The organism is Ruegeria sp. HKCCD6647-2, assembly GCF_057221075.1.
Genome location: NZ_JBWVBD010000005.1, coordinates 183,269 through 206,137, shown reverse-complemented (window position 1 = coordinate 206,137; position 22,869 = coordinate 183,269). Strand labels below are relative to the sequence as shown.

The 22,869-nt window shown below is 57.6% G+C and carries 28 protein-coding genes and 1 tRNA gene; 19 read left to right on the top strand and 10 right to left on the bottom strand.

Features of this window, described 5'->3' with window-relative positions:
* Positions 1–342: 342 nt before the first annotated feature.
* From ribB to AC2TDJ_RS14890, 4 genes are read left to right on the top strand one after another with little or no spacing between them, the layout of a single operon-like run.
* On the top strand, positions 343–1,464 hold the full coding sequence (gene ribB, locus AC2TDJ_RS14905) for a 3,4-dihydroxy-2-butanone-4-phosphate synthase (RefSeq protein WP_480843271.1): 1,122 nt from the start codon (positions 343–345) through the stop codon (positions 1,462–1,464).
* Between the two features lie 2 nt (positions 1,465–1,466).
* The gene (locus tag AC2TDJ_RS14900) at positions 1,467–2,018 is read left to right on the top strand and encodes a 6,7-dimethyl-8-ribityllumazine synthase (protein WP_480843270.1); all 552 of its coding nucleotides are present in this window, start codon (positions 1,467–1,469) and stop codon (positions 2,016–2,018) included.
* Positions 2,015–2,497: a transcription antitermination factor NusB gene (gene nusB, locus AC2TDJ_RS14895; RefSeq protein ID WP_480843269.1), complete on the top strand. Its 483-nt coding sequence runs from the start codon at positions 2,015–2,017 to the stop codon at positions 2,495–2,497. The genes AC2TDJ_RS14900 and nusB overlap by 4 nt, the downstream gene beginning before the upstream one ends.
* 59 nt (positions 2,498–2,556) lie before the next feature.
* Complete coding sequence (locus AC2TDJ_RS14890) at positions 2,557–2,862, top strand: hypothetical protein (protein WP_480843267.1); 306 nt, start codon at positions 2,557–2,559, stop codon at positions 2,860–2,862.
* Between the two features lie 214 nt (positions 2,863–3,076).
* Here the strand turns inward: AC2TDJ_RS14890 and AC2TDJ_RS14885 are convergent, their stop codons facing one another.
* Positions 3,077–3,502 (bottom strand): SRPBCC family protein, encoded by a 426-nt coding sequence (locus AC2TDJ_RS14885; protein ID WP_480843265.1) that lies wholly within the window; start codon positions 3,500–3,502, stop codon positions 3,077–3,079.
* Entirely contained in the window at positions 3,495–3,818 is a 324-nt protein-coding gene (locus AC2TDJ_RS14880) for an ArsR/SmtB family transcription factor (RefSeq protein ID WP_480843264.1), read from the bottom strand. Before AC2TDJ_RS14880 ends, AC2TDJ_RS14885 begins: the two co-directional genes overlap by 8 nt.
* A 114-nt stretch (positions 3,819–3,932) precedes the next feature.
* On the opposite strand from AC2TDJ_RS14880, the gene AC2TDJ_RS14875 reads away from it, so the two are divergent.
* Positions 3,933–4,364, top strand: coding sequence for an MmcB family DNA repair protein (locus AC2TDJ_RS14875; protein ID WP_480843262.1), 432 nt, complete (start codon positions 3,933–3,935; stop codon positions 4,362–4,364).
* A gap of 4 nt (positions 4,365–4,368) precedes the next feature.
* On the opposite strand, the gene AC2TDJ_RS14870 is transcribed toward AC2TDJ_RS14875, so the two are convergent.
* Positions 4,369–4,557 carry a DUF6324 family protein gene (locus tag AC2TDJ_RS14870; protein WP_480843260.1) on the bottom strand — a complete coding sequence of 63 codons (189 nt, stop codon included), beginning with the start codon at positions 4,555–4,557 and terminating at the stop codon, positions 4,369–4,371.
* 78 nt (positions 4,558–4,635) lie between these two features.
* Between AC2TDJ_RS14870 and AC2TDJ_RS14865 the strand changes: the two genes are divergently transcribed.
* Together AC2TDJ_RS14865 and AC2TDJ_RS14860 are read left to right on the top strand one after the other, a co-directional pair.
* Positions 4,636–5,118 carry a GNAT family N-acetyltransferase gene (locus AC2TDJ_RS14865; protein WP_480843259.1) on the top strand — a complete coding sequence of 161 codons (483 nt, stop codon included), beginning with the start codon at positions 4,636–4,638 and terminating at the stop codon, positions 5,116–5,118.
* 47 nt (positions 5,119–5,165) lie between these two features.
* A tRNA-His gene (locus tag AC2TDJ_RS14860) sits at positions 5,166–5,242 on the top strand.
* A 129-nt stretch (positions 5,243–5,371) separates the two neighbouring features.
* On the opposite strand, the gene AC2TDJ_RS14855 is transcribed toward AC2TDJ_RS14860, so the two are convergent.
* Positions 5,372–7,015 (bottom strand): PQQ-dependent sugar dehydrogenase, encoded by a 1,644-nt coding sequence (locus tag AC2TDJ_RS14855; RefSeq protein WP_480843257.1) that lies wholly within the window; start codon positions 7,013–7,015, stop codon positions 5,372–5,374.
* Between the two features lie 549 nt (positions 7,016–7,564).
* Here AC2TDJ_RS14855 and dusA point away from each other — a divergent pair.
* From dusA to AC2TDJ_RS14830, 5 genes are all read left to right on the top strand, one after another.
* The gene (dusA, locus tag AC2TDJ_RS14850; protein WP_480843256.1) at positions 7,565–8,560 is read left to right on the top strand and encodes a tRNA dihydrouridine(20/20a) synthase DusA; all 996 of its coding nucleotides are present in this window, start codon (positions 7,565–7,567) and stop codon (positions 8,558–8,560) included.
* A gap of 28 nt (positions 8,561–8,588) precedes the next feature.
* The gene (locus tag AC2TDJ_RS14845) at positions 8,589–9,413 is read left to right on the top strand and encodes a sulfite exporter TauE/SafE family protein (protein WP_480843254.1); all 825 of its coding nucleotides are present in this window, start codon (positions 8,589–8,591) and stop codon (positions 9,411–9,413) included.
* Positions 9,407–10,192, top strand: a complete 786-nt coding sequence (locus AC2TDJ_RS14840) for a hypothetical protein (protein WP_480843252.1) — start codon at positions 9,407–9,409, stop codon at positions 10,190–10,192. Before AC2TDJ_RS14845 ends, AC2TDJ_RS14840 begins: the two co-directional genes overlap by 7 nt.
* Positions 10,193–10,228: 36 nt before the next feature.
* On the top strand, positions 10,229–10,957 hold the full coding sequence (locus tag AC2TDJ_RS14835; RefSeq protein WP_480843250.1) for a SpoIIAA family protein: 729 nt from the start codon (positions 10,229–10,231) through the stop codon (positions 10,955–10,957).
* Positions 10,958–11,320: 363 nt separating this feature from the next.
* The gene (locus AC2TDJ_RS14830) at positions 11,321–11,530 is read left to right on the top strand and encodes a hypothetical protein (RefSeq protein WP_480843249.1); all 210 of its coding nucleotides are present in this window, start codon (positions 11,321–11,323) and stop codon (positions 11,528–11,530) included.
* A gap of 10 nt (positions 11,531–11,540) precedes the next feature.
* On the opposite strand, the gene AC2TDJ_RS14825 is transcribed toward AC2TDJ_RS14830, so the two are convergent.
* The 3 genes from AC2TDJ_RS14825 to ccmI are packed head-to-tail and all read right to left on the bottom strand — an operon-like array spanning position 11,541 to position 13,473.
* Entirely contained in the window at positions 11,541–11,774 is a 234-nt protein-coding gene (locus AC2TDJ_RS14825; protein ID WP_480843247.1) for a DUF1289 domain-containing protein, read from the bottom strand.
* Positions 11,775–11,791: 17 nt separating this feature from the next.
* Positions 11,792–12,256, bottom strand: coding sequence for a Holliday junction resolvase RuvX (ruvX, locus tag AC2TDJ_RS14820; protein WP_480843245.1), 465 nt, complete (start codon positions 12,254–12,256; stop codon positions 11,792–11,794).
* Positions 12,253–13,473, bottom strand: a complete 1,221-nt coding sequence (gene ccmI / locus AC2TDJ_RS14815; protein WP_480843243.1) for a c-type cytochrome biogenesis protein CcmI — start codon at positions 13,471–13,473, stop codon at positions 12,253–12,255. The genes ruvX and ccmI overlap by 4 nt, the downstream gene beginning before the upstream one ends.
* Positions 13,474–13,651: 178 nt before the next feature.
* Between ccmI and AC2TDJ_RS14810 the strand changes: the two genes are divergently transcribed.
* Genes AC2TDJ_RS14810 through AC2TDJ_RS14790 form a run of 5 tightly spaced genes read left to right on the top strand, consistent with a single transcriptional unit; the run spans position 13,652 to position 19,057 of the window.
* Positions 13,652–14,896, top strand: a complete 1,245-nt coding sequence (locus tag AC2TDJ_RS14810; protein ID WP_480843241.1) for a sarcosine oxidase subunit beta family protein — start codon at positions 13,652–13,654, stop codon at positions 14,894–14,896.
* Positions 14,896–15,117, top strand: a complete 222-nt coding sequence (locus AC2TDJ_RS14805) for a hypothetical protein (protein ID WP_480843240.1) — start codon at positions 14,896–14,898, stop codon at positions 15,115–15,117. Before AC2TDJ_RS14810 ends, AC2TDJ_RS14805 begins: the two co-directional genes overlap by 1 nt.
* Entirely contained in the window at positions 15,111–15,440 is a 330-nt protein-coding gene (locus AC2TDJ_RS14800) for a sarcosine oxidase subunit delta (RefSeq protein WP_480843238.1), read from the top strand. Before AC2TDJ_RS14805 ends, AC2TDJ_RS14800 begins: the two co-directional genes overlap by 7 nt.
* A gap of 43 nt (positions 15,441–15,483) precedes the next feature.
* Positions 15,484–18,498, top strand: a complete 3,015-nt coding sequence (locus AC2TDJ_RS14795; RefSeq protein ID WP_480843237.1) for a sarcosine oxidase subunit alpha family protein — start codon at positions 15,484–15,486, stop codon at positions 18,496–18,498.
* Positions 18,491–19,057 (top strand): sarcosine oxidase subunit gamma, encoded by a 567-nt coding sequence (locus AC2TDJ_RS14790; protein WP_480843236.1) that lies wholly within the window; start codon positions 18,491–18,493, stop codon positions 19,055–19,057. Before AC2TDJ_RS14795 ends, AC2TDJ_RS14790 begins: the two co-directional genes overlap by 8 nt.
* A 39-nt stretch (positions 19,058–19,096) precedes the next feature.
* Here AC2TDJ_RS14790 and AC2TDJ_RS14785 read toward each other — a convergent pair whose 3' ends face one another.
* On the bottom strand, positions 19,097–19,492 hold the full coding sequence (locus tag AC2TDJ_RS14785; protein ID WP_480843234.1) for a hypothetical protein: 396 nt from the start codon (positions 19,490–19,492) through the stop codon (positions 19,097–19,099).
* A 102-nt stretch (positions 19,493–19,594) separates the two neighbouring features.
* A complete protein-coding gene (locus AC2TDJ_RS14780) occupies positions 19,595–20,356 on the bottom strand; it encodes an FkbM family methyltransferase (protein ID WP_480843233.1) in 762 nt (253 codons plus the stop codon).
* 100 nt (positions 20,357–20,456) lie between these two features.
* On the opposite strand from AC2TDJ_RS14780, the gene AC2TDJ_RS14775 reads away from it, so the two are divergent.
* Positions 20,457–21,056 carry a superoxide dismutase gene (locus AC2TDJ_RS14775; RefSeq protein WP_170375882.1) on the top strand — a complete coding sequence of 200 codons (600 nt, stop codon included), beginning with the start codon at positions 20,457–20,459 and terminating at the stop codon, positions 21,054–21,056.
* 213 nt (positions 21,057–21,269) lie between these two features.
* Here AC2TDJ_RS14775 and AC2TDJ_RS14770 read toward each other — a convergent pair whose 3' ends face one another.
* A complete protein-coding gene (locus tag AC2TDJ_RS14770; RefSeq protein WP_480843230.1) occupies positions 21,270–22,040 on the bottom strand; it encodes a nuclear transport factor 2 family protein in 771 nt (256 codons plus the stop codon).
* Between the two features lie 145 nt (positions 22,041–22,185).
* Between AC2TDJ_RS14770 and AC2TDJ_RS14765 the strand changes: the two genes are divergently transcribed.
* Positions 22,186–22,602, top strand: a complete 417-nt coding sequence (locus tag AC2TDJ_RS14765) for a winged helix-turn-helix transcriptional regulator (RefSeq protein ID WP_480843228.1) — start codon at positions 22,186–22,188, stop codon at positions 22,600–22,602.
* The last annotated feature ends 267 nt before the right edge of the window (positions 22,603–22,869 follow it).

Sequence of the window (22,869 nt, the reverse complement as noted above, 5' to 3'; positions counted from 1 at the left end):
GCTTTGTCTCATCAAATTCATGGTGCGTCGGTTATTCATTGGGGATAAGCTTGGGCAATCCAGCGACCTGATTTGGGCATTTTTGTGGACAATTGCACCGAGGCTTTTTTTGGTGCTAACTGCTTGCGCGTTTGTGTGTGCTAGCAGCATTTGCGTTGGATGGGGGAAGTGCTTTGTCGCACCATGGCGACGGGCCTGAATGCATTCGAAGTCACATGGATTTGCACATCACAATACACAGCCAGACTGCACTTTTAGGTAGGTCAGTCGATTGTCGTCTGGTCATTGGGCCCACACTGGTCTATCCCGCCCAACAAACATGCTCTTGTGAAAGGCTGCCCCATGAGCTTTGAAACCCCCGGACCGGTTGAGGCCCAGCTGCGCGATGCGATCAGCCCGATCGAGGATATCATCGAAGAGGCGCGCAAGGGCCGGATGTATATTTTGGTCGACCACGAGGATCGCGAGAATGAAGGCGATCTGGTAATCCCCGCCGAATTCGCGGATGCCGAGGCGATCAATTTTATGGCGACCCACGGTCGCGGGTTGATCTGCCTGCCGATGACGGCAGAGCGGGTGGATGCCCTGGGCTTGCCGATGATGGCGGTGAACAACTCGTCGCGTCATGAAACCGCGTTCACCGTTTCGATCGAAGCGCGCGAAGGTGTCAGCACCGGCATTTCGGCGGCAGACCGTGCTCTGACGGTGGCGACGGCGATCAACGAACAAAACACGATGGCCCACATCGCGACACCGGGTCACATCTTCCCGCTAAGGGCCAAGCGGGGAGGGGTGCTGGTGCGTGCAGGCCATACCGAAGCTGCAGTGGATATTTCGCGACTGGCGGGGTTGAACCCCTCGGGCGTGATCTGCGAGATCATGAAGCCTGACGGCACCATGGCGCGCCTTCCGGATCTGGTGGAGTTTGCCAGAGAGCACGACATGAAGATCGGCACGATCAGCGACCTGATCGCCTATCGTTCGCGAAATGACAATCTGGTGGTCGAGACGTCTCGGGAAATGGTGACGTCGGAATATGGTGGCGAGTGGGAGATGCGCCTGTTCACCGATCAGACCCACGGAATCGAGCACGTGGTCATGATCAAAGGCGACATTACCACGCCCGAGCCGGTACTGACCCGCACCCACGCATTGCACGAAGCACCGGACATACTGGGTCTCGGCCCGAAATCTCCGCAGGAACTGCCGCGCGCGATGGAGAAGATCGCCAATGAAGGTCGCGGAGTGGTGTGCCTGTTCCGCCAGCCGCGCAACTCTCTGTACGCCACCGAGGAAGAAGGCCCGCGCACCATCAAGCAAACCGGGCTTGGTGCTCAGATCCTGTCCAAGATGGGTATTCAGGAACTGGTGCTGCTGACCGACTCGCCGGAAACCGTATATCTGGGGCTCGACGCCTTTGGCCTGTCCATCGTCGGGACCCGCTCCATTCTCAAGGATGACTGATCGTGGCTGAACAAGACAAACATGGCGTGCTTCCGACGCCGACTTTTGACAAGCCGGTGAAACTGCTGATTGTGGTGGCTCCGTTCTACCGTGCAATTGCCGACAACCTTGTGGCCGGTGCAAAGGCCGAGATCGAAGCAGCAGGTGGCACCTGTGAAGTGGCCGAGGTGCCCGGCGCGCTTGAAATCCCCACTGCAATCGCCATGGCCGACCGTCAGTGCAATTTCGACGGCTACGTGGCGCTGGGCTGCGTCATTCGCGGTGAGACAACGCATTATGAGACAGTGTGTAACGACTCGAGCCGCGCGATCCAACTGATGGGTCTCCAGGGTCTTTGCATCGGCAACGGCATCCTGACAGTCGAGAATGACGATCAGGCTGAAGTTCGCGCAAATCCCGAAAAGATGAATAAAGGCGGCGGAGCGGCCGCCGCGGCCTTGCATCTGATCGCGCTCAGCCGTAAGTGGGGCGCCTCACAAAAGGGCGTCGGCTTCAAACCTCCGTCCGAGTCCATCCTTGTGGCGGGCGACAACAACGGATCCACGACCGCATGACCCAGACAGACGCGCCGAAACCGGTTAACAAGAAACGCCTGATGAAATCCGCTGCCCGGCTCTATGCTGTGCAGGCACTGTTCCAGATGGAGCAATCCGGGCAGACGACCGAACAGGTCGTAAACGAGTTTCTGGATCACCGTTTCGGCGCTGTCTACGAGGGCGAAGAAATGCTGGATGGAGACATCGCAGTCTTCCGATCGCTGGTCGACAATGCAGTGAATTATCAGGCGCCCATTGACCAGATGACCGACCGTGCGCTGGTGGCCAAATGGCCGATTGCGCGCATCGACCCAACTCTGCGCGCCCTGTTCCGCGCGGCAGCGTCTGAACTGACCCAAAGCGACACGCCGCCCAAAGTGGTTATCACCGAATTCGTTGACGTGGCCCGCGCGTTCTTCCCGGAAGGGAAAGAGCCCAAATTCGTCAACGCTGTTCTGGATCACATGGCGCGCGAGGCCAAGCCCGAGGCGTTCTGACGCCTTTACCCGGAACAGACATGCGCTAAGCTGAATGTCATGGCGCAAGGAGGTTCCTAATGCCCAAATTGATCCGTCTTTATATCACTCAGGTTGCTTGGGGATTCGTCATCTCGGCCGTGTTTGTCGGGGTACTTCTGGCGCTGAACGTCGCCAATCTGCGCCATTTGATCACCGGTTCGGACATCGGTCTGATCGCATTGCTGATGATCTGGTTCATGAATGGGATCGTTTTTGCCGGTGTTCAATTCGCTTACGCGATCATGAATATGGCCGAAAAGCCCAAAGGCCCTCGGCGGGGTACGCCGGTTGCCCACAGCTTTGAACCAATGGTCGCAAAGCAGGAAGCCCGCGCAGGGCGCTGAATTTCGAAAGAAATGTGGCGGGACCGCCAGTCAACCGTGGGGCTTTGATTCCCGAGGACCTGTGTATACAGGTGGGCGCCGGGTAATCAGGCCAGGACCTGAACAGAGCCAGCTCCCTCGGAATTGCTTAAGGCCACCGGAATGCTGCCGGACACGAGAAGGGCAGAACCCGCCACGCGCCTAAGTAGGGCGTGCGGCGGGTTTGCACAAGGGGTCACGCGTCAACAGTTTCGTGCAAGGCGGTGCGCATCTTGCCGAAATGCTCGTCCCAGCCGTTATCCAGGGCAAGGATCAGGCCGAACGCCTCGGCACCTTGTGGCAGGCCTTCATGCAGCAGTGCAAGGCGGGTTCCACCCGCAACCGGTTCCAGGGTCCATTTGACCACGCTGACGGCATCGCCCATGGGCTTCACGGTAAAAGTATACTCAAGGTATTCTGGCCGACGGGCCGCGCGAACTTCTCCCCAAATCAGAAGATCTCCGCTGGTGGTGCCAAACATCTCAAGCTTTTGGCCAGCGGCCAAACGGCGTTCGGGTTTGTGAAACCATTCGGCCAACCGGTCCGGCTCGGTCAGGTAATCCCAGACGGTTTCGGGATCTGCTCGCAGGAAGATCGTCTTTTGCAATACAGCGTCAGTCATGTCTTTTCCTTTCAATTGCGTCTTTCAGGTTGGCAAGGCGGTCATCCCAGAACCGGTCGAAATATCTGAGCCAGTCCAGAACGGGCGTCATTCCCGCAGGTTCAAGTCTGTTGATGCGCTCGCGGCCTTTGGACTCGACCGTGATCAGCCCACCATCGGAAAGCACCGTCAGGTGCTTTTTGACCGCAGCGCGCGTCATGTCGAACTGGTCGGTCAGCTGAGCGATGGTCATGTCCTGACTTGCCAGTATGCGAACGATGTCGCGACGCGTCGGGTCGGCGAGGGCGCGAAACGCGTTTTGGGTTTGATGGTCCATGAGTTCTCTCATTTACGATACCTTTCGGTATCATTTAAATAGAGTACCAAATCGTATCATGTCAAGCTTTCAGGTGTGCTTGCTTTTTGTTCACGAATTGTTCACATTCCTGAAATGACCATGGAGTTGCAGCCCGGACAGAAACTTGCACGCGGTGTCTCGCGGCACCTTGCGTCTCATGGCTATGTTTCGATTGAGGAATTCGTGCCTGCGCGCGGATTGCGGGTCGACGTCATGGGGCTGGGTCCCAAGGGTGAGATCTGGGTGATCGAATGCAAATCCAGCCGGGCCGACTATCAGTCGGACTCGAAATGGCAGGGTTACCTGGAATGGTGCGATCGGTTTTTCTGGGCGGTGGATACCGAGTTCCCGACCGATCTGTTGCCACCTGAGACCGGGTTGATTATCGCTGACGCTTATGATGCCGAGATTCTGCGAATGGGGCCGGAAAGCAAACTGGCACCGGCACGTCGCAAGAAGATGATTCAGAAATTTGCCGTAGATGCCGCTCGCAGGTTACAGGCATTGCGGGACCCACGGGTCTGACCACTCAGCCTTTCACCGCCCTGGCTGCCTGAGCCGCGGCGCGAATCTCATCCGCGATTTCCTCGGCCTCTTCGGGGTCGAAATCCATCGGTATTTCGGTGCCCGGTGCCTCGATGAACAAGCGCACCATGCCCTGATCGGTCGGGCCGATTTGCAGGTTAGCTTCGATATCGCGTTCGGTGTTTATGCCCATTTGCGCCTCCGGGGACTGAGCGTTTGTGCTAGCGCGCAGCGGGTTGAGAATCAAGCGGCCTCTGCGGTCAAATAGGGCATGGATGATATTACAATCAGACTGTTCCGCCCGGATGACGCCCCCTGGCTGATCGAGCGTCACGGGGCCCACTACACCCGGGATGAAGGCTTTGATGACAGTTTTGCCCCGTTGGTCGCGCGTATTCTCGACGAATTCGTGGCGGGTCATGACGCGACACGGGAACGGGGCTGGATCGCGGAAAAAGACGCTGTGCGACTGGGAAGCATCTTTTGCGTTTCGCACGATGACCGGACGGCCAAACTGCGTCTGTTTCTGTTGGAACCAAAGGTGCGCGGGCAGGGTCTGGGCAAGCGCCTTCTACGCACCTGCATGGAGTTCGCACGCGAGTCCGGTTACCGAGACATGGTTCTTTGGACGCACGAAAGCCACTCGGCCGCCTGCGCGCTTTATCGGGCGTTCGGATGGCAGCTTATCGACAGCAAACCGGTACATTCTTTCGGCGTCGATCTTGTCGAACAAAGCTGGAGAATTCGGCTTTAATACCCTTGCATTCCCCGCACGCGTTCGGTACATCGCCCTTCACGAGTGCCGCCTTAGCTCAGTTGGTTAGAGCGCTGGATTGTGGATCCAGAGGTCCCCTGTTCAAGCCAGGGAGGCGGTACCATCTCTCACGACGAAATAAACACACAATAACAATAGCTTGTATTGCTGTCCGGTATGTCGCAATCGGTGACGGCGCGACCAAAGCAGGCTGTTGCCGTACTCTGAACACACCAGCCACACTAATGGCCCTTCAGTTAAGCTCCGAAAGCTGTTCCAAAAGGTTGATGACCGAGTGAACTTCATTCGGACCCTGCAAACGGGCCGCTGGCATCAGCGTACCAGGAGCGAACGCGCCGGTGTCGCTGAGGTAAGCAAACAGGTTTTCGCGTGTCCAATTGCCACCCTTGCGGGTCAGGGCCTCCGAGTATCCATCGTAAGGTCGCGATGCAATTGGCTGACCAAACACGGCGGCGAGGCTCGGGGCGCTCTGGTTTTCGTTCGGTTGAACGGAGTGACATTCCTGACAACCCAAAAATACCTGCGCCAATGTTTCCGCCTCGTTCTCTGACAGGTTCATCGCGGCAATTGCATCGTCTACGTGGGATTTATTTTTTCCAAAAGGTTCGATCTCAAGGAAAATAAGCTTGCCTGAATCGGTCCACAGGACAATGCGATCCGACTGTTGCAGAGCATATCGCACCCGCTCACCAATGAATATGTGTTCCGCGAAGAGAACCCGCCCCTCTTCCACGCGAATCCGAAACAGGCTCCGCGCCTTCAGGGACCCCATGAGCAGGTCGCCGTCCCAGGAGGCATGAAATCCGTCAATTGCGTTAAGGCTGGATATCGCAACCGATGGAAGCCACGAAAAGACCGGTTTCTCATAACCGTCGTGCCGCCCATAGTCCTTGGGATCGGGGATCGGCATTGGTGTTTTCTCGTAGGATGTGCCGAGTGTAACGGAGGGCCAACCGTAGTCCGCACCCTCTTTGATAAGGTTTAGCTCATCGCCTCCACGAGATGCGTGTTCAACGACGAATAGGTCGCCATCCAGATAAGCGACGCCTTGCATATTGCGGTTTCCAACCGAAACAATGCGGCTTTCGAGAGTGTCCAGATTGAGCGCAATGACTTTTCCGTACTGGTATGCACTGTCCTGAGCGATAATTCTGTCCGCGTGTTCTCCGTCGAAGTGATAGTCGCCCGAGCCTAAATAGATTGTTTCAACACCATCGAAAGCCATGCGTCCACCTGCCATGTGGCCTTCGATCGCGACAAACGTTTCCGTGATCGGCATGCATGGCGCTGCATCGAAAACGACGTCCCAATCTGTCTCTGAAAGCTCCGTCGCCCGGATGTGTTTAGTTGGCAATCGCACCCGCGCAATCGTGTTGTGAAAGCAGTTTTCTTGCGGAACGTAGCGCGTGAAGGACACATAAAGTTCGCGCCTTCCGGGTTTGTTCACAATCATGACGTCGTTGTAGCGGAAAGTGGTAAACTCATGCCGCAAATGCGAGAATTTGTCCTCAGCATCGGCGATATAGGCTTCCAGACCATTAAATGGCGGCGCAATATCAAGTTTCTCGACATCCGATGAGTCGACGACATGGAAGAATTCCCCCTCGTGGGTTAGCAAAAGCACATCGCCATCAATTTCCGTCAATGCGCCGCCAGACCCTTCGCGAGTTCTGGGAACAACAAACTCTTCACCCCTAAGTGCGAAAAGGATTGTTTCGTAATAGTGTTCGTCCGCCGAATCCTTTGGGAAAACGCTTTTTACTGCCTTTTTTGCCGCCCGATATGGCGCAGTGTTGTAGTGCACTATTGCCGCACCCGCTCCCATGGTTGCGCCGCCAAGAAGCAAAACAAAAACAGCCTTCAAAAACAAATTCATCGCACTTTTACCTCACACTGAACTCGCCAAGCAGAAAGTTGCCCGTACCTGCGGCAAAGGATTGCAAGGCTGAGCATAATAGCAACCTAGTAGAAAGAAACAGAGTTCAAAATTTCTTCTGCGATCTTGCGGGATCAGCATCGCATTGGAATCAAGCGTATGTTTTTGCTCTTCTTTGCATTTTCTGCAACCAGTCTCGACTGGTGTCGAGAACTCCCACAACGGTCGGTTGTGGAAACCTGAGCGGCGGCGCAAGGAAATGCCTTTCGGTGGCCTCCTCAGGTTACCATCCTATCAATCGCAACTTGGTTTCTGGGCTGTCGAACCAAAAACTCATTGCTGGTTCCACGTGCTGACGATTGACTTGTTTGCGAGAAAAGGCGTTTCGCGCCAGATTCCAGCGACGTTGCAGGCCGTACCTATCCAAAATCGACGCGGCCGCCGTCCGTCCTCGCACCGAATTCGGTTTATCTTGGAAATTCATTTATGCTAGTTGCGCGTTTTGAGCATTTGGGGATTGGGCAGGTGTCTAAAGAAAGAAGAGAAAAAATGCGCCGACACGCAGCTTTGAGCTGCGCGCCCATGATGGATTGGACAGATCGGCATTGCCGGTACTTTCACCGGCTGCTGAGTGCCGAGACGTTGCTCTATACCGAAATGGTCACTGCGCCGGCGCTGGTGCGGGGCGGGGCATTGCACCTGTTGGATCATGATCCGGCAGAGCACCCAGTGGCGTTGCAGTTGGGTGGTTCCGACCCCAAAGAGCTGGCCCAAGCGGCCAAAACAGGAGCGGATGCGGGCTATGATGAAATTAACCTGAACTGTGGGTGCCCATCGGACAGGGTGCAGTCGGGGACGTTCGGCGCGGTTCTGATGAAGGAACCCGGCCGGGTCGCGGATTGCGTCGCCGCGATGCGCGAGGCCGTGGATGTCGAGGTTACGGTCAAATGCCGAATTGGCGTTGATGAACAAGACCCGCAGAAAGTGCTGCCGGCTTTTCTCGACCAGATTCAGGTTGCAGGATGCCAGCGCGTTACTATTCATGCCCGCAAGGCTTGGCTTCAGGGGCTAAGCCCCAAAGAGAACAGAGATATTCCGCCATTGGATTATGATCTGGTGCATCGGATGAAGACAGTTTTTCCCGACCTTCATATCTCGATCAACGGCGGCATTACCTCGCTTTCGCAGGCCCGCGCGCATCTTGAGGCCGGGCTGGATGGTGTGATGATCGGACGCGCGGCCTATCACCAGCCCGCTGATATTCTGGCCGAAGCAGATCTGCAGGTTTTTGGCACCGGACCGAGAGTTGATCCGGTGGACACCGTACACAAAATGGTGCCCTATATTGACCGACACCTTGCCAAGGGTGGGCGTCTGCACCAGGTCACCCGCCACATGTTGGGCTTGTTCGCAGGCCGCCCCGGAGCGCGCGGTTGGCGCAGGACATTGTCCGAAGGCGCGGTACGCGAACATGCGGGCCCTGAGGTGGTGTTGCAGGCCCTGGCCTGCGTCGAACCACTGTCACGGGTGGATCGAGCGGTTTGATACGGCCCAGCGCCGACATGGGGGGATGATGCCCGAGACAATGTTGCTGGCCCAGATGCTGGGCCTTTTGCTTGCGATCGGCGCTTTGGCTGGGGTTCTGGCCGGGTTGCTGGGCGTTGGTGGAGGAATTGTTCTGGTTCCTGCGTTTTTCTATACCTTTCAGACGCTTGGTTATGGCGGGCCGCAGCTGATGCAGATGTGCCTGGCGACGTCCCTGGCAACGATCATCGTGACTTCGGTCCGGTCCGTGCTGAGCCACAACAAGAAAGGCGCGGTGGATTGGGATATCCTGCGTGGTTGGGGACCGGGGATTGCCGTGGGCGCGATCATTGGGGTCCTGGTGGCCTCGGCGTTGCGGACTGAAATGCTGCAGGCGTTGTTTGGTATTCTGGGCATGGTAATCGGTGCATATCTCGGGCTGGGTCGATCCGAATGGAGATTGGGTGACGCGATGCCCAAAGGCGTGAAGCGCGCGGCGCTTTCCCCGTCCGTGGGGTTTCTGTCGGTATTGATGGGCATCGGGGGTGGCAGTTTTGGCGTACCGCTGATGAGCCTTTACAACACGCCGATTCATCGGGCTGTGGCGACCGCTGCCGGGTTCGGAGTGATTATCGCCGTTCCGTCGGTTCTTGGCTTCCTGTTTCTCAATATTGCTCCGGAACACCGTCCTCCGTTCACCATTGGTGCCGTGAACCTAGTGGCCTTCTTCATCGTCATCGCTATGACGATGATCACCGCGCCTTGGGGGGTCAAACTGGCCCATGCCATGAACCCCAAACCGCTGAAACGCGTATTTGCGGTGTTCCTGACACTCGTAGCGCTGAACATGCTGCGGCGAGCGTTGGGGTGGTAAACGTGTTCTGGGATCGCGGTTGGGTCAAGTTTCCATACGACCCGATATTGTTTGAATGGGTTGCCCACGCCCTGCCTGCGGCCCGCGCTTCGGTGGCAGATCCGGCCCTTGCGGAATGGCACGATTGCGAGGGGACGTGGTTCATCGGAGTCGATGCGTTGGACAATGACGTGCGGGGCAGGGTGGCAGGCTCACCCTCACTTTCTGGTCAGGCGATCGACTTTGCTACACGGCAATATGGACGGATCGATTTGCACAAGGCGCAGGTGTCGGTGATTTATCCGGGCTATCCGCAACCCCGGCGCGGGGAATCTGAGGCCGCGGCACGATACAGAAGCAGGCGTGATGCGGCACACGTGGACGGCCTGAAACCGACGGGCCCGGATCGCCGACGTCAGGTCGATGAACCACATGCCTGGATATTGGGCATTCCCCTGAACGAGGCGAGTGCGGACGCCGCGCCCATGGTGCTGTGGGAAGGAAGCCACAAAATACTGGGCGCCGCCTTTCGGCGGTCCTTGGCGGACGTGGCGCCTGACTCGTTGGGTCGGGCCGACATCACGGACGTTTATCAGGCCGCCCGAAGAGAGGTTTTTGACACCTGTCCACGCATTGAACTGCCCGCCCGTCCGGGAGAGGCCTATTTGCTGCACAGGCATTGTCTGCACGGTGTTGCGCCTTGGGGCGAGAACGCCACCGCAGGGCCCGACGGACGAATGATCGCCTATTTCCGGCCCGAGTGTCCGGGCGGTGTAGCCGAATGGCTCGAATCCCCGTAACCTCCTGCCATTCTTATGGCTTTGGAGAGATTTTCAATGATTACGGTTCACACGAGTTCCGATGGTGCCCTGATCGAGGTGGAATTGTCCGGTGAGGTCACAAGCGCAGATTACGCAGCCACTTTGGTCCCTGCAATCGAAGCCGCACTGGAAGATCACGACGCGGTGCGCCTGTTGGCGATCGTCACGCCGGAATTCAAGGGGTACGATCTGGGCGCCGCCTGGTCCGACACCAAGCTTGGGCTCAGCCACTGGCGCGGGTTCGACCGCATCGGCGTTGTCGCCGATCAGGGCTGGGTGCAGACGAGCATTCGGTTAGCGGCACCAATCCTGCCCTGTCCGGTTCAGGTGTTCGGGATGGATGAATTAGAATCTGCCCGCAGATGGATTCGCGAATCTCTTGGTACAATTCACGTGACCGATCTGGGCGGACCGTGCGTCCAGATCAGTCTGATGGGGAAGCTGGATTCAGAAGAATACAAACAGGCGCAGGTCGATCTGGACGCCACGCTGGGCGACCGGAAGGGTTTTCGCCTGCTGATCGACCTGCGAGAATTTGATGGATGGCAGGGGCTTACCGCTATGGCTGCACATTTTCGTCTGGCGGCAGGGCATATTGGAATGCTGGATCGGGCGGCAATTGTCGGAGATAAGGCCTGGCAAAAAATGGCGCAGCGAATGGCCAGCCATGTTCTGGGCACACGGACGCAGTATTTCCCGTCAGAGGATTTTGAAAACGCCAAAGCGTGGCTCTCGGCCGGGTAAGAAGTCAGGCGCGAAAAAGTCAACTTCTGCAATCTATTAGTCCGCGAAAAAACTGATCGTTGGTCGACGATGAGGGTTGTTTGCGGCAGAAAAAACTGTTCTGCCTCGCATGGTCTTTTGCCGGGCAGGGCACGGCTTGACGCCACGGAAGGCAAAAAACATCCGGGGTGTTTCTTGATTGATCAATCAAAAAGTTTCAGAAATTCGCGGGTCTGCCTCCGGATTTCAAGGGGCGGGCATCGAAACTGGACCGCGTCGCTGGGGGGTGCCACTCACTCAAGCTAAAGCGCCCGAGCTCACTTTCCCCCTCGGAGTTCGGAGCCGACCCGCAGCGACGTTGGTTGACCCTCATTGGCATGTGAAATGAAAATCAATTCTGTTTGGAAACGCTTCTTCTCGGATAAGACAATGGTCCTGCCGATCCCGCTTGATTTTAAGTCGGATGCGGACAGGCAGGCGTTGCACTCAACCAGCCAGACCGAACTGGTCGAGTTGTTCGGTGCCGACTTGCGCGCGCACGAAGACCTGCACGCTGTTTCAGTGCAGGCTTCGGATTCCGAGTCGAAGGACTGAAGTTTCGGGGTCAAGATCCGTTCAGGCGTGCGGAACGACCGCCGCGGCGCTTGGCCAAACGGGGCTTTCGCTCGGGCAATTCCTGCATGATGCCGGCGCGTTCAGAGCTGTCCATCTTGGACCACCGGGTAATTTCATCGATGGTGCGGTAACAGCCGGTGCAGATGCGTTCGGTCGGGTGGACGACGCAGATCTGGATGCAAGGGCTTTCGACCTCGTTCCGTTTCCAAACCATATTTGTCATCAGCGTTTTCCGATCCGTTAAAGAAAGCGCAGTCTGTCCAGCGCTCCCTGCAGGATATAGCCGGCCGCAACGTGATCGATAACCTGTCCGCGACGTTTTCGTGTCGTATCCGCCTCAAGTAGTGCCTTTTCGGCAGCAACTGTGCTGAGTCGTTCATCCCAGAAACCAATCGGTAAATCGGTCAAACGCATCAGATTCCGTGCAAAAGCGCGGGTCGACTGGCATCTGGGGCCCTCGGTCCCGTCCATGTTCCTGGGCAGGCCAAGAAGGATGCCGCCGATTTCACGATCCGTCGCAATCTCGATCAGGCGGGCTGAATCGAGGGTGAATTTCTTGCGCCGAACGGTCTCCAATGGGCTCGCGACGGTACGCATCCGGTCCGAGACCGCCACACCGATGGTCTTTTCCCCAAGGTCCAACCCCATCAGTGCCGTCATCGGAGGCAAAGCCGAGGCAAACTCTTCGAACACGTCGTAGATCATTGCGCAATTCCGGCCTGAAGCGCCGCCGCATCAATCACCTGCAGCGCTTCGGTGTTGCCGGCAAAGACAGCCATCGCCTCATCCCGGATGTCGATCGCGCGTTGAGCCTGTCCCAGCACGCCAAGCGCCGCAATCAGGCGTGCCCATTCTTCAGGTGAACCGCCTTCGGTGGCCAGACGGTCAGATAGTTGGTCCACCATGCCCTGAATCATCTCCTGCCGTTCTTCGGGGGTCAGGTCAGCCGCGGCCTGCATGTCTTCCTGCGAAGGGCCGGGTTCGGCGCTCAGGCTGGGCGCGTTGAAGACGCCCGCGCGGAAGGACAGGTCGTCGATCTGCCCTCGGATCGCCTGTACCCATGGCGCACCGGACGGAGAGTCGCGCAGCGTGTCCACCCACACCCGGTAGGCCATGTCGGGCCGCCCGATCTGGGCCAGCATCTGTCCCCAATAGTAGCGCGCTGGCCCAAAGCTCGGATCGCGTTCCAGCGCCTGACGCAAAGCCTCTTCAGCCTCGGGCGAGACGTAGCCGCCAGCCGCAAGGATCATCATTTCCGCCAGATCGGCATAAGCTTCGGCCGTGGCAGTGTCGCCGGACAATTCGATAACGCGCTGTTGCGCCTCGTATCCGGCCTTGAAATTGCCGGCGTTGGTTTCGTGCTGTGCCAGCAGCATATGGCCTTGCAGATCATCGGGACGCTGCGCCACCGTATCACGCAGCTGCGTCAGCAGTGCTGCATAACTTTCTTCCAGTTCCGGTGTCTGCACCGCAGGCGCCATTCCCTCTGCATCGGATTGGCCGGGGCGGTTTTCCCGCACGTCTTCCGCCATTTCGATTCGCGCGGACAGGGGCATGTCTGGAAAACCTGCGGCCCCCATCTGACGATACATGGCCAATGCGCCGCCCACCAGAATTGCGGCCATCAGCACCAGAGCAACCACGGATACAGCCCGTGACGGGCCGGCGCTGTCAGTTTCGCCGCGCAACTGGGCGTCAGCGGCCAGAATGCGACGCGAGATTTCCGTGCGCACGCGGTCCGCGTCGGCCTTGCCGATCACGCCGCGCGCCAGATCGCGATCGACGCTGGCCAGTTGCTCCCGATAGACACTCAGGTCATAAGCCGCTGTCGGCTTGCCGTTCCGGCGTCCGCGCAGCATGGAATACCCAAGAAACCCTGTGATCAACAGTGCGATCAAGACGATGAGAACCGAGAACGTCATGGTCCCTCCAAAATGGTTGCCCTGACTTAGACCTGTCGGCGACCCGAAAAAAGGGACAAATGGCCGCGAGGGGCCTTCATGTCGCAATAACGCATTATTGCGACGTTGTGTGGCACAGGTAAAATGCCGCCACACGGCATATCTGCGCCCAATCACCGAAGACCGGACGGATTCGCACATGAAACACTACTCAGCCTTTGCTGTGGCGCGTGAAGCGCTGCGCTATCACACCGGATGGGAGCGCGCCTGGCGCTCGCCCGAGCCAAAGAAACGGTATGACGTGATCATCGTCGGTGCCGGTGGTCACGGTTTGGCGACCGCGTATTACCTGGGGAAGAACTACGGTATCCAGAATGTCGCGGTAATCGAGAAAGGCTGGCTGGGCGGTGGCAATACCGGTCGAAATACCACCATCATCCGCTCGAACTATTTGCAGGATCCGTCGGCTGCGATCTACGAAAAGGCGCGCGGCCTGTATGAGGATCTGAGCCAGGAACTGAACTACAACATCATGTTCAGCCCCCGCGGCGTGATGATGCTGGCCCAAACCCAGCACGAGATTCGCGGATATCAGCGCACGGCACATGCCAACGCACTGCAGGGTGTAAAAACCGAGTGGATCACCCCCGAGCGCGTCAAGGAACTGGTGCCAATCATCAATATCGACGGTCCGCGCTATCCGGTTCTGGGCGCGCTGTGGCAGGAACGCGGTGGCACGGCCCGACATGATGCGGTGGCCTGGGGCTATGCGCGCGCATGCTCGAACATGGGCATGGACATCATCCAGAAATGCGAAGTCACCGGCGTGCGCCGGGAAAACGGACGCGTAACGGGTGTCGAAACCACCAAGGGTGCGATCGAGTGTGACAAGCTGGGCATTGTTGTCGCCGGTCACTCGGGCCAACTGGCCGAGATGGCGGGCTTCCGCCTGCCGGTCGAGTCGCTGGCCCTGCAGGCGCTGGTGTCCGAGCCGATCAAGCCCTGTATGGACGTGGTGGTCATGGCCAATACCGTTCACGGCTACATGTCCCAGTCCGACAAAGGCGAGATGGTGATTGGCGGCGGCACCGACGGGTTCAACAACTACACCCAGCGCGGGTCGTTCCACCATATCGAGGAAACCGTCCGCGCGCTGGTCGAGACCTTCCCGATGATCTCGCGTCTGAAAATGCTGCGTCAGTGGGGCGGCATCGTGGACATGACTGGTGACCGCTCGCCCATCCTGTCGAAAACGCCCTTGGGCGGCTGCTTTATCAACTGCGGCTGGGGCACTGGCGGCTTCAAGTCTATCCCGGGGTCAGGTTGGGGCATGGCACAGCTGATGGCCACCGGCCATTCGCCGCTGACCGAAGCCTTCTCGCTGGAGCGCTTCAAAGAGGGACGCTTCATTGATGAAAGCGTCGCCGCCGGGGTGGCCCACTGATGTCAGTCGCCGGAGTCAGCTCGATGAATGCTATCCGGGCGTTCCGGGGTTTCGGGGCGCGGCTTGATCGCTTTTTTCTCTTCCGTTCGGAAGACAAGAAGGGTGATCAGACCGATTGCGGCCAACGTGCCGGTAATGATGAAAAAAATAGTAAAAGAATCCATGCCTTCAACTTGAGCGTGTGGATGAAAAAAATCAAGCGAGGAGTGGCAAAATGCTGATCCTGAATTGCCCTTACTGTGGCGTAGATGCCGAAGAATCTGAACTGGCCGCTGGCGGCGAGGCGCATCTGAAGCGCTATGGCCCCGGTTCGTCGGACAATGACTTCCACGACTACCTGTTCATGCGTGAGAACCCCAAAGGCGTTCATTTTGAACGCTGGCGCCATGCAAATGGCTGCGGCAAGTGGTTCCACGCGGCACGCTGCACCAACACGCTCGAAGTGTTCGGAACGTATTCCGCGCAGACCACCGAGCCCCCGAAAGAAATTCGCGAGGCTATTTCGGCCAAGCGCCCTGGCTGGAAGTGGAGAGAGTTTGAATGATCCGCGCCGCCATCCGTAATACCGCCTGCGAAAGGTCCGTAACATGAGCACCCGTCTCGCAAAACAAGGCCGGCTGATTGACCGGTCGAAACAGGTCACTTTTACTTTTAACGGCACCTCAATGCAGGGCTACGAGGGCGACACGCTCGCCTCGGCGCTGTTGGCCAATGATCAGATGATGATGGGCCGGTCGTTCAAATACCACCGTCCGCGCGGCGTCGTCGCCAGCGGGGCGGAAGAGCCAAACGCTCTGGTCGGTTTGGGACAGGGCAACCGGTTCGAACCGAACCAGCGTGCGACCACGACCGAACTGTTCAACGGCTTGACCGCTATCTCGCAGAATCACTGGCCGAATCTGGAGTTTGATATTGGCGCGGTGAACACGGCTTTTGCCCGGTTCCTGCCGGCCGGTTTCTACTACAAGACATTCATCCATCCGAAACCGTTCTGGAAACACGTCTACGAGCCGTTTATCCGTCAGTCTGCCGGTCTGGGTAAAGCACCTGACAAGGATACTCGCGACGCAGATACCTACGAACACTTCTACGCCTTCTTCGATGTTCTGGTCATCGGTGGCGGTGTCGCTGGCCTGCAAGCCGCGAAGGCGGCAGCACAGTCCGGTGCCAAGGTCATGTTGATTGAACAGACCGCGCATTGGGGTGGTCGCGCCCCGGTTGACGGCGGAACCATCGATGGCGAGCCTGTGGATAAGTTCGTGGAACAATTGGTTTCCGAACTGGAAACAATGGACAACGTCACGATGCGCTCGCGCTGCATGGGCGCAGGCGTCTATGACCACGGCTATGTGCTGGGGTATGAGCGTCTGACCGACCACACACCAGGCGTTCAGGGACCACGTCATCGCCTGTGGCGCATCCGGGCAAAGCAGGTTGTCACAGCCACTGGCGCTATCGAGCGTCCGCTGTCTTTCGCGGGCAATGATGTGCCGGGCGTTATGCTGGCCTCGGCCATGCGCGATTACGTGGTGAACTGGGGTGTCACACCCGGTGAGCGCGTTATCATCGCCACCAACAATGATGACGCCTATCGCACGGCGATCATCCTGAAGCAGGCCGGCGTCGAAGTGCTGCGTATTGTTGACGCCCGTGCTGCGGCGGGTCCGCTGGCGGAAGAGGCGCGCCAACTGGGCATTCGTGTCGACCCGGGCAAAGCCATTGCCAAAGTCAAAGGCGGCAAGCGCGTCAAGAAAGTTGCGATCTGCAATCAGGAAGGTGTCGGTGGTGCACGCGAAGAGGTCGAGGCCGATGCGGTCGCCATGTCGGGTGGCTGGTCTCCGGTCGTGCACATGTGGTCCCATTGCGGCGGTAAGCTGATCTGGGACAAAGCCAATGCGCATTTCCGCCCTGATCCGGATCGTCCGCCGCTTGGCGCCGATGGCGAAGGGTTCGTTGTTGCTGCCGGGTCCTCGAACGGGCCGCTGGCGTTGGGTGAAGTTCTGGCCGACGCGCATGCGGCGGGGAAGGCCGCAGCGAAGGCCGCCGGTTTCAAGCCCAAGAACACCAAGGCTCCGACCGGCGAAACCACGGATGAAGCACCGATGGAAGCCGTCTGGCTGATGCCAGCCAATGCCGAGGTTCAACTGCGGATGAAATCCTGGCTCGACTTCCAGAACGACGTCAAAGTGTCCGACGTTCAGCTCGCCGCGCGCGAGGGTTATGAGAGCGTTGAGCACACCAAGCGATACACGACGCTGGGAATGGCGACCGATCAGGGTAAGTTGAGCAACATCAACGGTTTGGCGATTCTGGCGGACTCATTGAACTCGGAGATTCCGCAAGTCGGCACCACCACGTTCCGCCCACCGTACACGCCCATTTCCATGGGTGCGATCGGCGGCGAAGCGCGTGGCGACGTGTTCCAGCCAATCCGCCAGACACCGATGCACAACTGGCACGACAAGAACGGAGCAGACTGGGAACCGGTCGGCCACTGGCGCCGGACCTACGCCTATGTCCGTCCCGGTGAGTCCGTGCATGACGCGGTGAACCGCGAAGTGAAAAACACCCGCGAAAACCTCGGCCTGCTTGATGCCTCGACGCTGGGCAAGTTGATCGTCAAGGGCCCCGACGCAGGCAAGTTCCTCGACATGATGTACACCAACATGATGTCCACGCTGAAGATCGGCAAATGCCGCTATGGCCTGATGTGTTCGGAAAACGGCTTCCTGATCGACGACGGTGTTGTCGCCCGAATCGATGAGGATACCTGGCTGTGTCACACAACCACGGGCGGGGCCGAGCGCATCCATGGTCACATGGAGGAATGGCTGCAGACCGAATGGTGGGACTGGAAAGTCTACGTCGCCAATGTGACCGAGCAGTATGCTCAGGTCGCTGTGGTCGGCCCCAACGCCCGCAAGGTTTTGGAAAAGCTAGGCGGCATGGATGTCAGCAAAGAGGCGCTGCCGTTCATGGAGTGGCGCGATGGCAAGATCGGTGAGTTCGATTGCCGCGCTTACCGTATCTCGTTCTCGGGCGAACTGTCCTATGAGATCGCAGTTCCTGCCAGCCAGGGACAGGCGTTCTGGGACGCTCTGATAGCAGCGGGCAAAGAGTTCGGCGTGATGCCCTATGGCACCGAATGTCTTCACATCCTGCGGGCCGAGAAAGGCTTTATCATGATCGGGGACGAGACCGACGGCACCGTGATCCCGCAGGATCTGGGGCTGCACTGGGCAATCTCGAAAAAGAAAGAAGATTTCCTCGGGAAACGGGCTCAGGAACGTGTCCATATGACCGATCCGGAGCGCTGGAAACTGGTCGGGCTCGAGACTGTGGATGGTTCTGTCATTCCCGACGGGGCTTATGCAGCGGGCGAGGGCGTCAATGCCAACGGTCAGCGCAACATGATCGGGCGTGTAACGTCGACTTATTACTCGGCCAACCTGGGCAAAGGCATCGCCATGGGCCTGATCAAGCACGGCCCGGACCGGATGGGTGAGATTGTCGAATTCCCGGGCACCGACGGCAAAACCTACAAAGCAAAGATCGTGGACCCGATCTTCTTCGACAAGGACGGGGAGAAGCAGAATGTCTGAACCCATCAGCGCACTGAACCACGCCAGCTATGATGGCATCGCCAAGGTCGAGGAAGTCGGCCTGCAGGGCATGATCACCCTGCGCGGCGACTTGTCAGACAAGGTGTTGGCCAAGGCCGTCAAGGACGCCACCGGGCAGAAGGTGCCCGGCCAGCGTGAGGCACTTGTCAACGGCGATACCGGCGTCTGCTGGATGTCCACTGACGAATTGCTGGTGCTTGTTCCCTACGCCGAGGTCGAGGCCAAACTGACCGCCATGACCAACGCGCTGAGCGGCACGCATGCACTGGCGGTCAACGTGTCGGATGCCCGCGCCGTGTTCCGCATCTCGGGTGGCAACGCGTGCGAAGTGCTGGGCAAGCTGGCTCCGGTTGATCTGTCAGCCGAGGCATTTCAACCCGGCCAGATCCGCCGTTCGCGCCTGGCGCAAGTGGCGGGGGCATTCTGGATGGACGATGCCGAGACCTTCCGCGTCGTCTGTTTCCGGTCGACTGCCGATTATGTATTCAAACTGATCAAGGTGGCGGCGCAGCCGGGCAGTGAGGTCGGGGTTTACTAGTACTGAAAAGTGAAGGCCCCAGATCTTCCGGGGCCTCTCTTAACTTTTGGCGCTGCAATTACCGACACCGTAGGGTTTGTTGCTGTAATTCGCATGAGCCCAGGACATACGGACTTTTACTGTCTTGTTCGCGGCATCCAGGTTTGCTTGGTATTTCACCCGCTGTTTCGTGCCATCAGACAATGGAGCGGTTATGTTCCAAGAAATGCGATACCCTTTTGCACCACGGTTCTTCAATCGCGCCTCTGTCCAGTCGTGATAGCTGCTGACGGCCTTCGCCTTTTCTGAATTGGCATCAATCTGGAACGCATATTCAGGTGCGATCCAGCCAAGGCCATCCTGTTTGGTCATTTTGCAATGAATGGTCATGGTCTCTGCGGCTGCTGTCTGAGCGGTCATCATGCCGGCAAACAATAAAGCTAATGAAACTCTCACTAGTTAATATCCTTCCTACTCTTCCGTAAGTGCAGTTCAACAATCACTTATTTGAGGTTGCAAGCAGAAAATTACTTATTCGGGAAAATGAGTTCACCCACTCTACCGTAAGAGCAATATGGATTGGTACTTCATCAACTCCTGTTGCCCAAGGATATTCTGGATGTCCAACGGATGTCCGGCTACGTTCCGAACCTCGGAATAGAATGACAGGCTTTCTAAGAGATTTTTTGTCCATTCATGCCGATTTTCGTCTGCCAACAAGGGCGAATGAAGCGACAGGAACAAGGCTGGGCGCTGTTTCTTCAGCCATGCCAACAGCGTCGGCAAAACAAAAAACTCGGCCCCCTCAATATCCATTTTGACCAGCGAAACTCTGGACAGGTCATTGACTGCCTCGAACTGATCCCATGCGATGGTCATAGCGTCGGTCCCGTGTGCGCCGTCATGCAGCAGAGAGCTGGTGGAATCGCCAGGTTCGCCCCGAACCGAGGCCATACGCGCAACGCCGAACTCGTCCGACAGGGCGACACCGAAGGCCGAAACGTTGCGAATGTTGTTCAGATCCAAATTCCATGCCAGGTGCCGAAACGCGGTGGGATCGGGTTCGAAACACCACACATGACGGGCGCGGCGGGCACCGTACAGGACGGTGGGGCCGATCCATGCGCCGATATCCAGATAATCCCCGTCAGGGGACAGGTGTTTGTCCAGCACGTCAAAAGTCTCGGGTTCCCAGGCACCGGCCGAGGCCTTGCGCCAGAATTTCGAATGGTAGGGGTCCAGACGAAATGGCTCGCCATTCAGGTTGCCTGCATAATACCCGCGGGCGCGGTAAAACATCTTGCGCGCCTGTGTCAGCATCGCGGACCTCGTGGTTTTGTGATCTCGGCCCTTGACCTGCGGCTGTTGCCAAAGCATTTAACCCTTGGGAACCGCAACTTATATTTCACAGGGGGCCAAGATGGCTTTTGAACTTCCTGATCTTCCTTATGCACATGACGCGCTGGCAGCCAAGGGTATGTCCGCGGAAACGTTGGAATATCACCACGACCTGCACCACAAAGCCTATGTCGACAACGGCAACAAGCTGATCGCCGGAACCGAGTGGGACGGCAAGTCGCTGGAAGAGATCATCGTTGGCACCTACGACGCCAACGCCGTGGCACAGAACGGCATCTTCAACAACATCAGCCAGCTGTGGAACCACAACCAATTCTGGGAAATGATGGGCCCCGGCGGCAACGCCATGCCTGGCGAGTTGGAAAAGGCCCTGACCGAGAGCTTCGGCTCGGTCGACGAATTCAAATCGCAGTTCAGCGCCGCCGGTGCAGGCCAGTTTGGTTCCGGTTGGGCGTGGCTGGTCAAGAATTCGGACGGTTCGCTGGCTGTCACCAAGACCGAAAACGGTGTGAACCCGCTGTGCTTCGGTCAGACTGCTCTGCTGGGTTGCGACGTGTGGGAGCATTCCTATTACATCGATTTCCGCAACAAGCGTCCGGCATACCTGTCGAACTTCCTCGACAATCTGGTGAACTGGGAAAACGTTGCGTCGCGCATGTAATCCAATAGCCCGCTAACGTGGGACAAGGGCCCGCCGGCAGTGACGCTGGCGGGCTTTTTCTTTCTGGGGCGGCTGTTAGCCGAGGACAGCGCCGCGGCAGCGAATTTGTCGGGTCGGGGCCATTGCTTGGCAGTGCTGCGTGCAAACAAAACAACCCTAAGCCCAGCGGTCAACATCTGCGAAATTGGCCGCCAGGCAGGGGAATGAAGACGGTCAGAACTTTCCGTTGTCATGCGCCATTTCTACGGGGATCGGAGAAACCACATCCCAGTGTTCGACGATTTTGCCGTTCTCAACGCGCCAAAGATCAAAGAACGCCCAGGGCTTGCCACCCATGATTGCGTCCGATGCCACAAAGACAAAATTCCCTTCGGCCACTGCGAATTGCGGTTCGAATTTGGTGATAACCTGCCCCTGCGCGGCATATTCTTCAATGGCGGCCATGAGCCCATCCAGACCATCGTCGATCATCGGGTTGTGCTGCATATAAATTTCGGGATCCATGTAATCCGCCACATTTTCCGGGGCGGCCCCGGCCAGTACGTCGCGGACAAAGCCCAGAACAAGCGCTTTGTTGGCTTGGGTCTGGTCCGGATCGGTGATTTCAGTGGCGCCGTCTGTCATCCCGCGGCCAGAAACGGTGGTTTCGGGAACCGCTTGCAGATTGTCCCAGTGTTCGACGACCTTGCCGTCCTCGACGCGGAACACATCGAAGGCGGCGAGGGATGGCGCGCCAAAGGCGTCGGCGTTTTCGTAAGTATTGTGCAACACCACCAGATCGCCTTCGGTTATCACCCGATGGGTCGTCACCGTCATGCCGGATTGTTCAACTAAAGGTATCAGCCCAATCAGACCTTCGGCACCGGTTGGGACTTGCGGATTATGCTGAATGTAGTCGGGTGCCACCAATTGCCCCGCGGCTTGAGGGTCGTGTTCAATAAAGGCCGCTGAAAACAAGGCGAGGACAAGTTCTTTGGGGGTCATGTTGAGCTTCCTTTTCGTGATTCGAGTTGTGGCAATAGTAAGTATTAAAAACGAACTACATATCAACTACGCACTTTATGGAAACATGGTTGTGTGAAGGTTACTGAATTAAAAACATGGACTTGAATTAAAAGGATTTGGTACTATGATCGTGTTTAGTATCAAAAACGCACCTGGGATCACAATGCTGCCTGTAGGCGTCAACAGCAAAGCCGAAGCGTCGAACTGCTCTATTCGCTCCGTTCTGTCCAACGTGACGGGTAAGTGGCGCATGATCATTATTCTGGCGTTGGAGGACGAACCTAAACGGTTTGGAGAGCTCAAGCGTTGTATCGGAGACGTAACGCAGCGCGTGCTGACCGAGAACCTGCGGGGTCTGCAGCGTGACGGGTACCTGACCCGAACGGTCGATCCGGGTCCACCTGTCGCGGTGTCGTACGAGCTTACACCATTGGGCCGCAGTTTGCTGGAACTGCTAAAACCGCTGGTATTGTGGTCTCACGAGCAAATGGACCAGGTAAAATCCGCGCGCATGGAATTCGAGAGAGAGCAAACGAAGTGACGCTCAGGGCCGGTGTCTTTTTCAAGGCCATAAATGTTGCATCAACCTGACATTGAGTCGACGTTGCATCGAACTGCTATTCCCAACCTGCAGCCGCGCCGCTTGTCGATGGGTAGCGGCATTTCTTACTTGGCCGATTGCCGGTGAAAACCTGCCGATACGTCAACTTTCGGATTGAGACCTATTGCAGGGGCGCTGGCAGTACCTAGCTATAGTGTGCGGAGGGAGAGAGCCGCCAACCAATAGAAGACCTATCGAAACGGTGCG

Excerpts from the sequence above, each read along its gene's own strand:
- ribB (WP_480843271.1), top strand. The coding sequence starts at position 343 with ATGAGCTTTGAAACCCCCGGACCGGTTGAGGCCCAGCTGCGCGATGCG.
- nusB (WP_480843269.1), top strand. The coding sequence starts at position 2,015 with ATGACCCAGACAGACGCGCCGAAACCGGTTAACAAGAAACGCCTGATG.
- AC2TDJ_RS14890 (WP_480843267.1), top strand. The coding sequence starts at position 2,557 with ATGCCCAAATTGATCCGTCTTTATATCACTCAGGTTGCTTGGGGATTC.
- AC2TDJ_RS14885 (WP_480843265.1), bottom strand. The coding sequence starts at position 3,502 with ATGACTGACGCTGTATTGCAAAAGACGATCTTCCTGCGAGCAGATCCC.
- AC2TDJ_RS14880 (WP_480843264.1), bottom strand. The coding sequence starts at position 3,818 with ATGGACCATCAAACCCAAAACGCGTTTCGCGCCCTCGCCGACCCGACG.
- AC2TDJ_RS14875 (WP_480843262.1), top strand. The coding sequence starts at position 3,933 with ATGACCATGGAGTTGCAGCCCGGACAGAAACTTGCACGCGGTGTCTCG.
- AC2TDJ_RS14870 (WP_480843260.1), bottom strand. The coding sequence starts at position 4,557 with ATGGGCATAAACACCGAACGCGATATCGAAGCTAACCTGCAAATCGGC.
- AC2TDJ_RS14865 (WP_480843259.1), top strand. The coding sequence starts at position 4,636 with ATGGATGATATTACAATCAGACTGTTCCGCCCGGATGACGCCCCCTGG.
- AC2TDJ_RS14855 (WP_480843257.1), bottom strand. The coding sequence starts at position 7,015 with ATGAATTTGTTTTTGAAGGCTGTTTTTGTTTTGCTTCTTGGCGGCGCA.
- dusA (WP_480843256.1), top strand. The coding sequence starts at position 7,565 with ATGCGCCGACACGCAGCTTTGAGCTGCGCGCCCATGATGGATTGGACA.
- AC2TDJ_RS14845 (WP_480843254.1), top strand. The coding sequence starts at position 8,589 with ATGCCCGAGACAATGTTGCTGGCCCAGATGCTGGGCCTTTTGCTTGCG.
- AC2TDJ_RS14835 (WP_480843250.1), top strand. The coding sequence starts at position 10,229 with ATGATTACGGTTCACACGAGTTCCGATGGTGCCCTGATCGAGGTGGAA.
- AC2TDJ_RS14830 (WP_480843249.1), top strand. The coding sequence starts at position 11,321 with ATGAAAATCAATTCTGTTTGGAAACGCTTCTTCTCGGATAAGACAATG.
- AC2TDJ_RS14825 (WP_480843247.1), bottom strand. The coding sequence starts at position 11,774 with ATGACAAATATGGTTTGGAAACGGAACGAGGTCGAAAGCCCTTGCATC.
- ruvX (WP_480843245.1), bottom strand. The coding sequence starts at position 12,256 with ATGATCTACGACGTGTTCGAAGAGTTTGCCTCGGCTTTGCCTCCGATG.
- ccmI (WP_480843243.1), bottom strand. The coding sequence starts at position 13,473 with ATGACGTTCTCGGTTCTCATCGTCTTGATCGCACTGTTGATCACAGGG.
- AC2TDJ_RS14810 (WP_480843241.1), top strand. The coding sequence starts at position 13,652 with ATGAAACACTACTCAGCCTTTGCTGTGGCGCGTGAAGCGCTGCGCTAT.
- AC2TDJ_RS14805 (WP_480843240.1), top strand. The coding sequence starts at position 14,896 with ATGTCAGTCGCCGGAGTCAGCTCGATGAATGCTATCCGGGCGTTCCGG.
- AC2TDJ_RS14800 (WP_480843238.1), top strand. The coding sequence starts at position 15,111 with ATGCTGATCCTGAATTGCCCTTACTGTGGCGTAGATGCCGAAGAATCT.
- AC2TDJ_RS14795 (WP_480843237.1), top strand. The coding sequence starts at position 15,484 with ATGAGCACCCGTCTCGCAAAACAAGGCCGGCTGATTGACCGGTCGAAA.
- AC2TDJ_RS14790 (WP_480843236.1), top strand. The coding sequence starts at position 18,491 with ATGTCTGAACCCATCAGCGCACTGAACCACGCCAGCTATGATGGCATC.
- AC2TDJ_RS14780 (WP_480843233.1), bottom strand. The coding sequence starts at position 20,356 with ATGCTGACACAGGCGCGCAAGATGTTTTACCGCGCCCGCGGGTATTAT.
- AC2TDJ_RS14775 (WP_170375882.1), top strand. The coding sequence starts at position 20,457 with ATGGCTTTTGAACTTCCTGATCTTCCTTATGCACATGACGCGCTGGCA.
- AC2TDJ_RS14770 (WP_480843230.1), bottom strand. The coding sequence starts at position 22,040 with ATGACCCCCAAAGAACTTGTCCTCGCCTTGTTTTCAGCGGCCTTTATT.
- AC2TDJ_RS14765 (WP_480843228.1), top strand. The coding sequence starts at position 22,186 with ATGATCGTGTTTAGTATCAAAAACGCACCTGGGATCACAATGCTGCCT.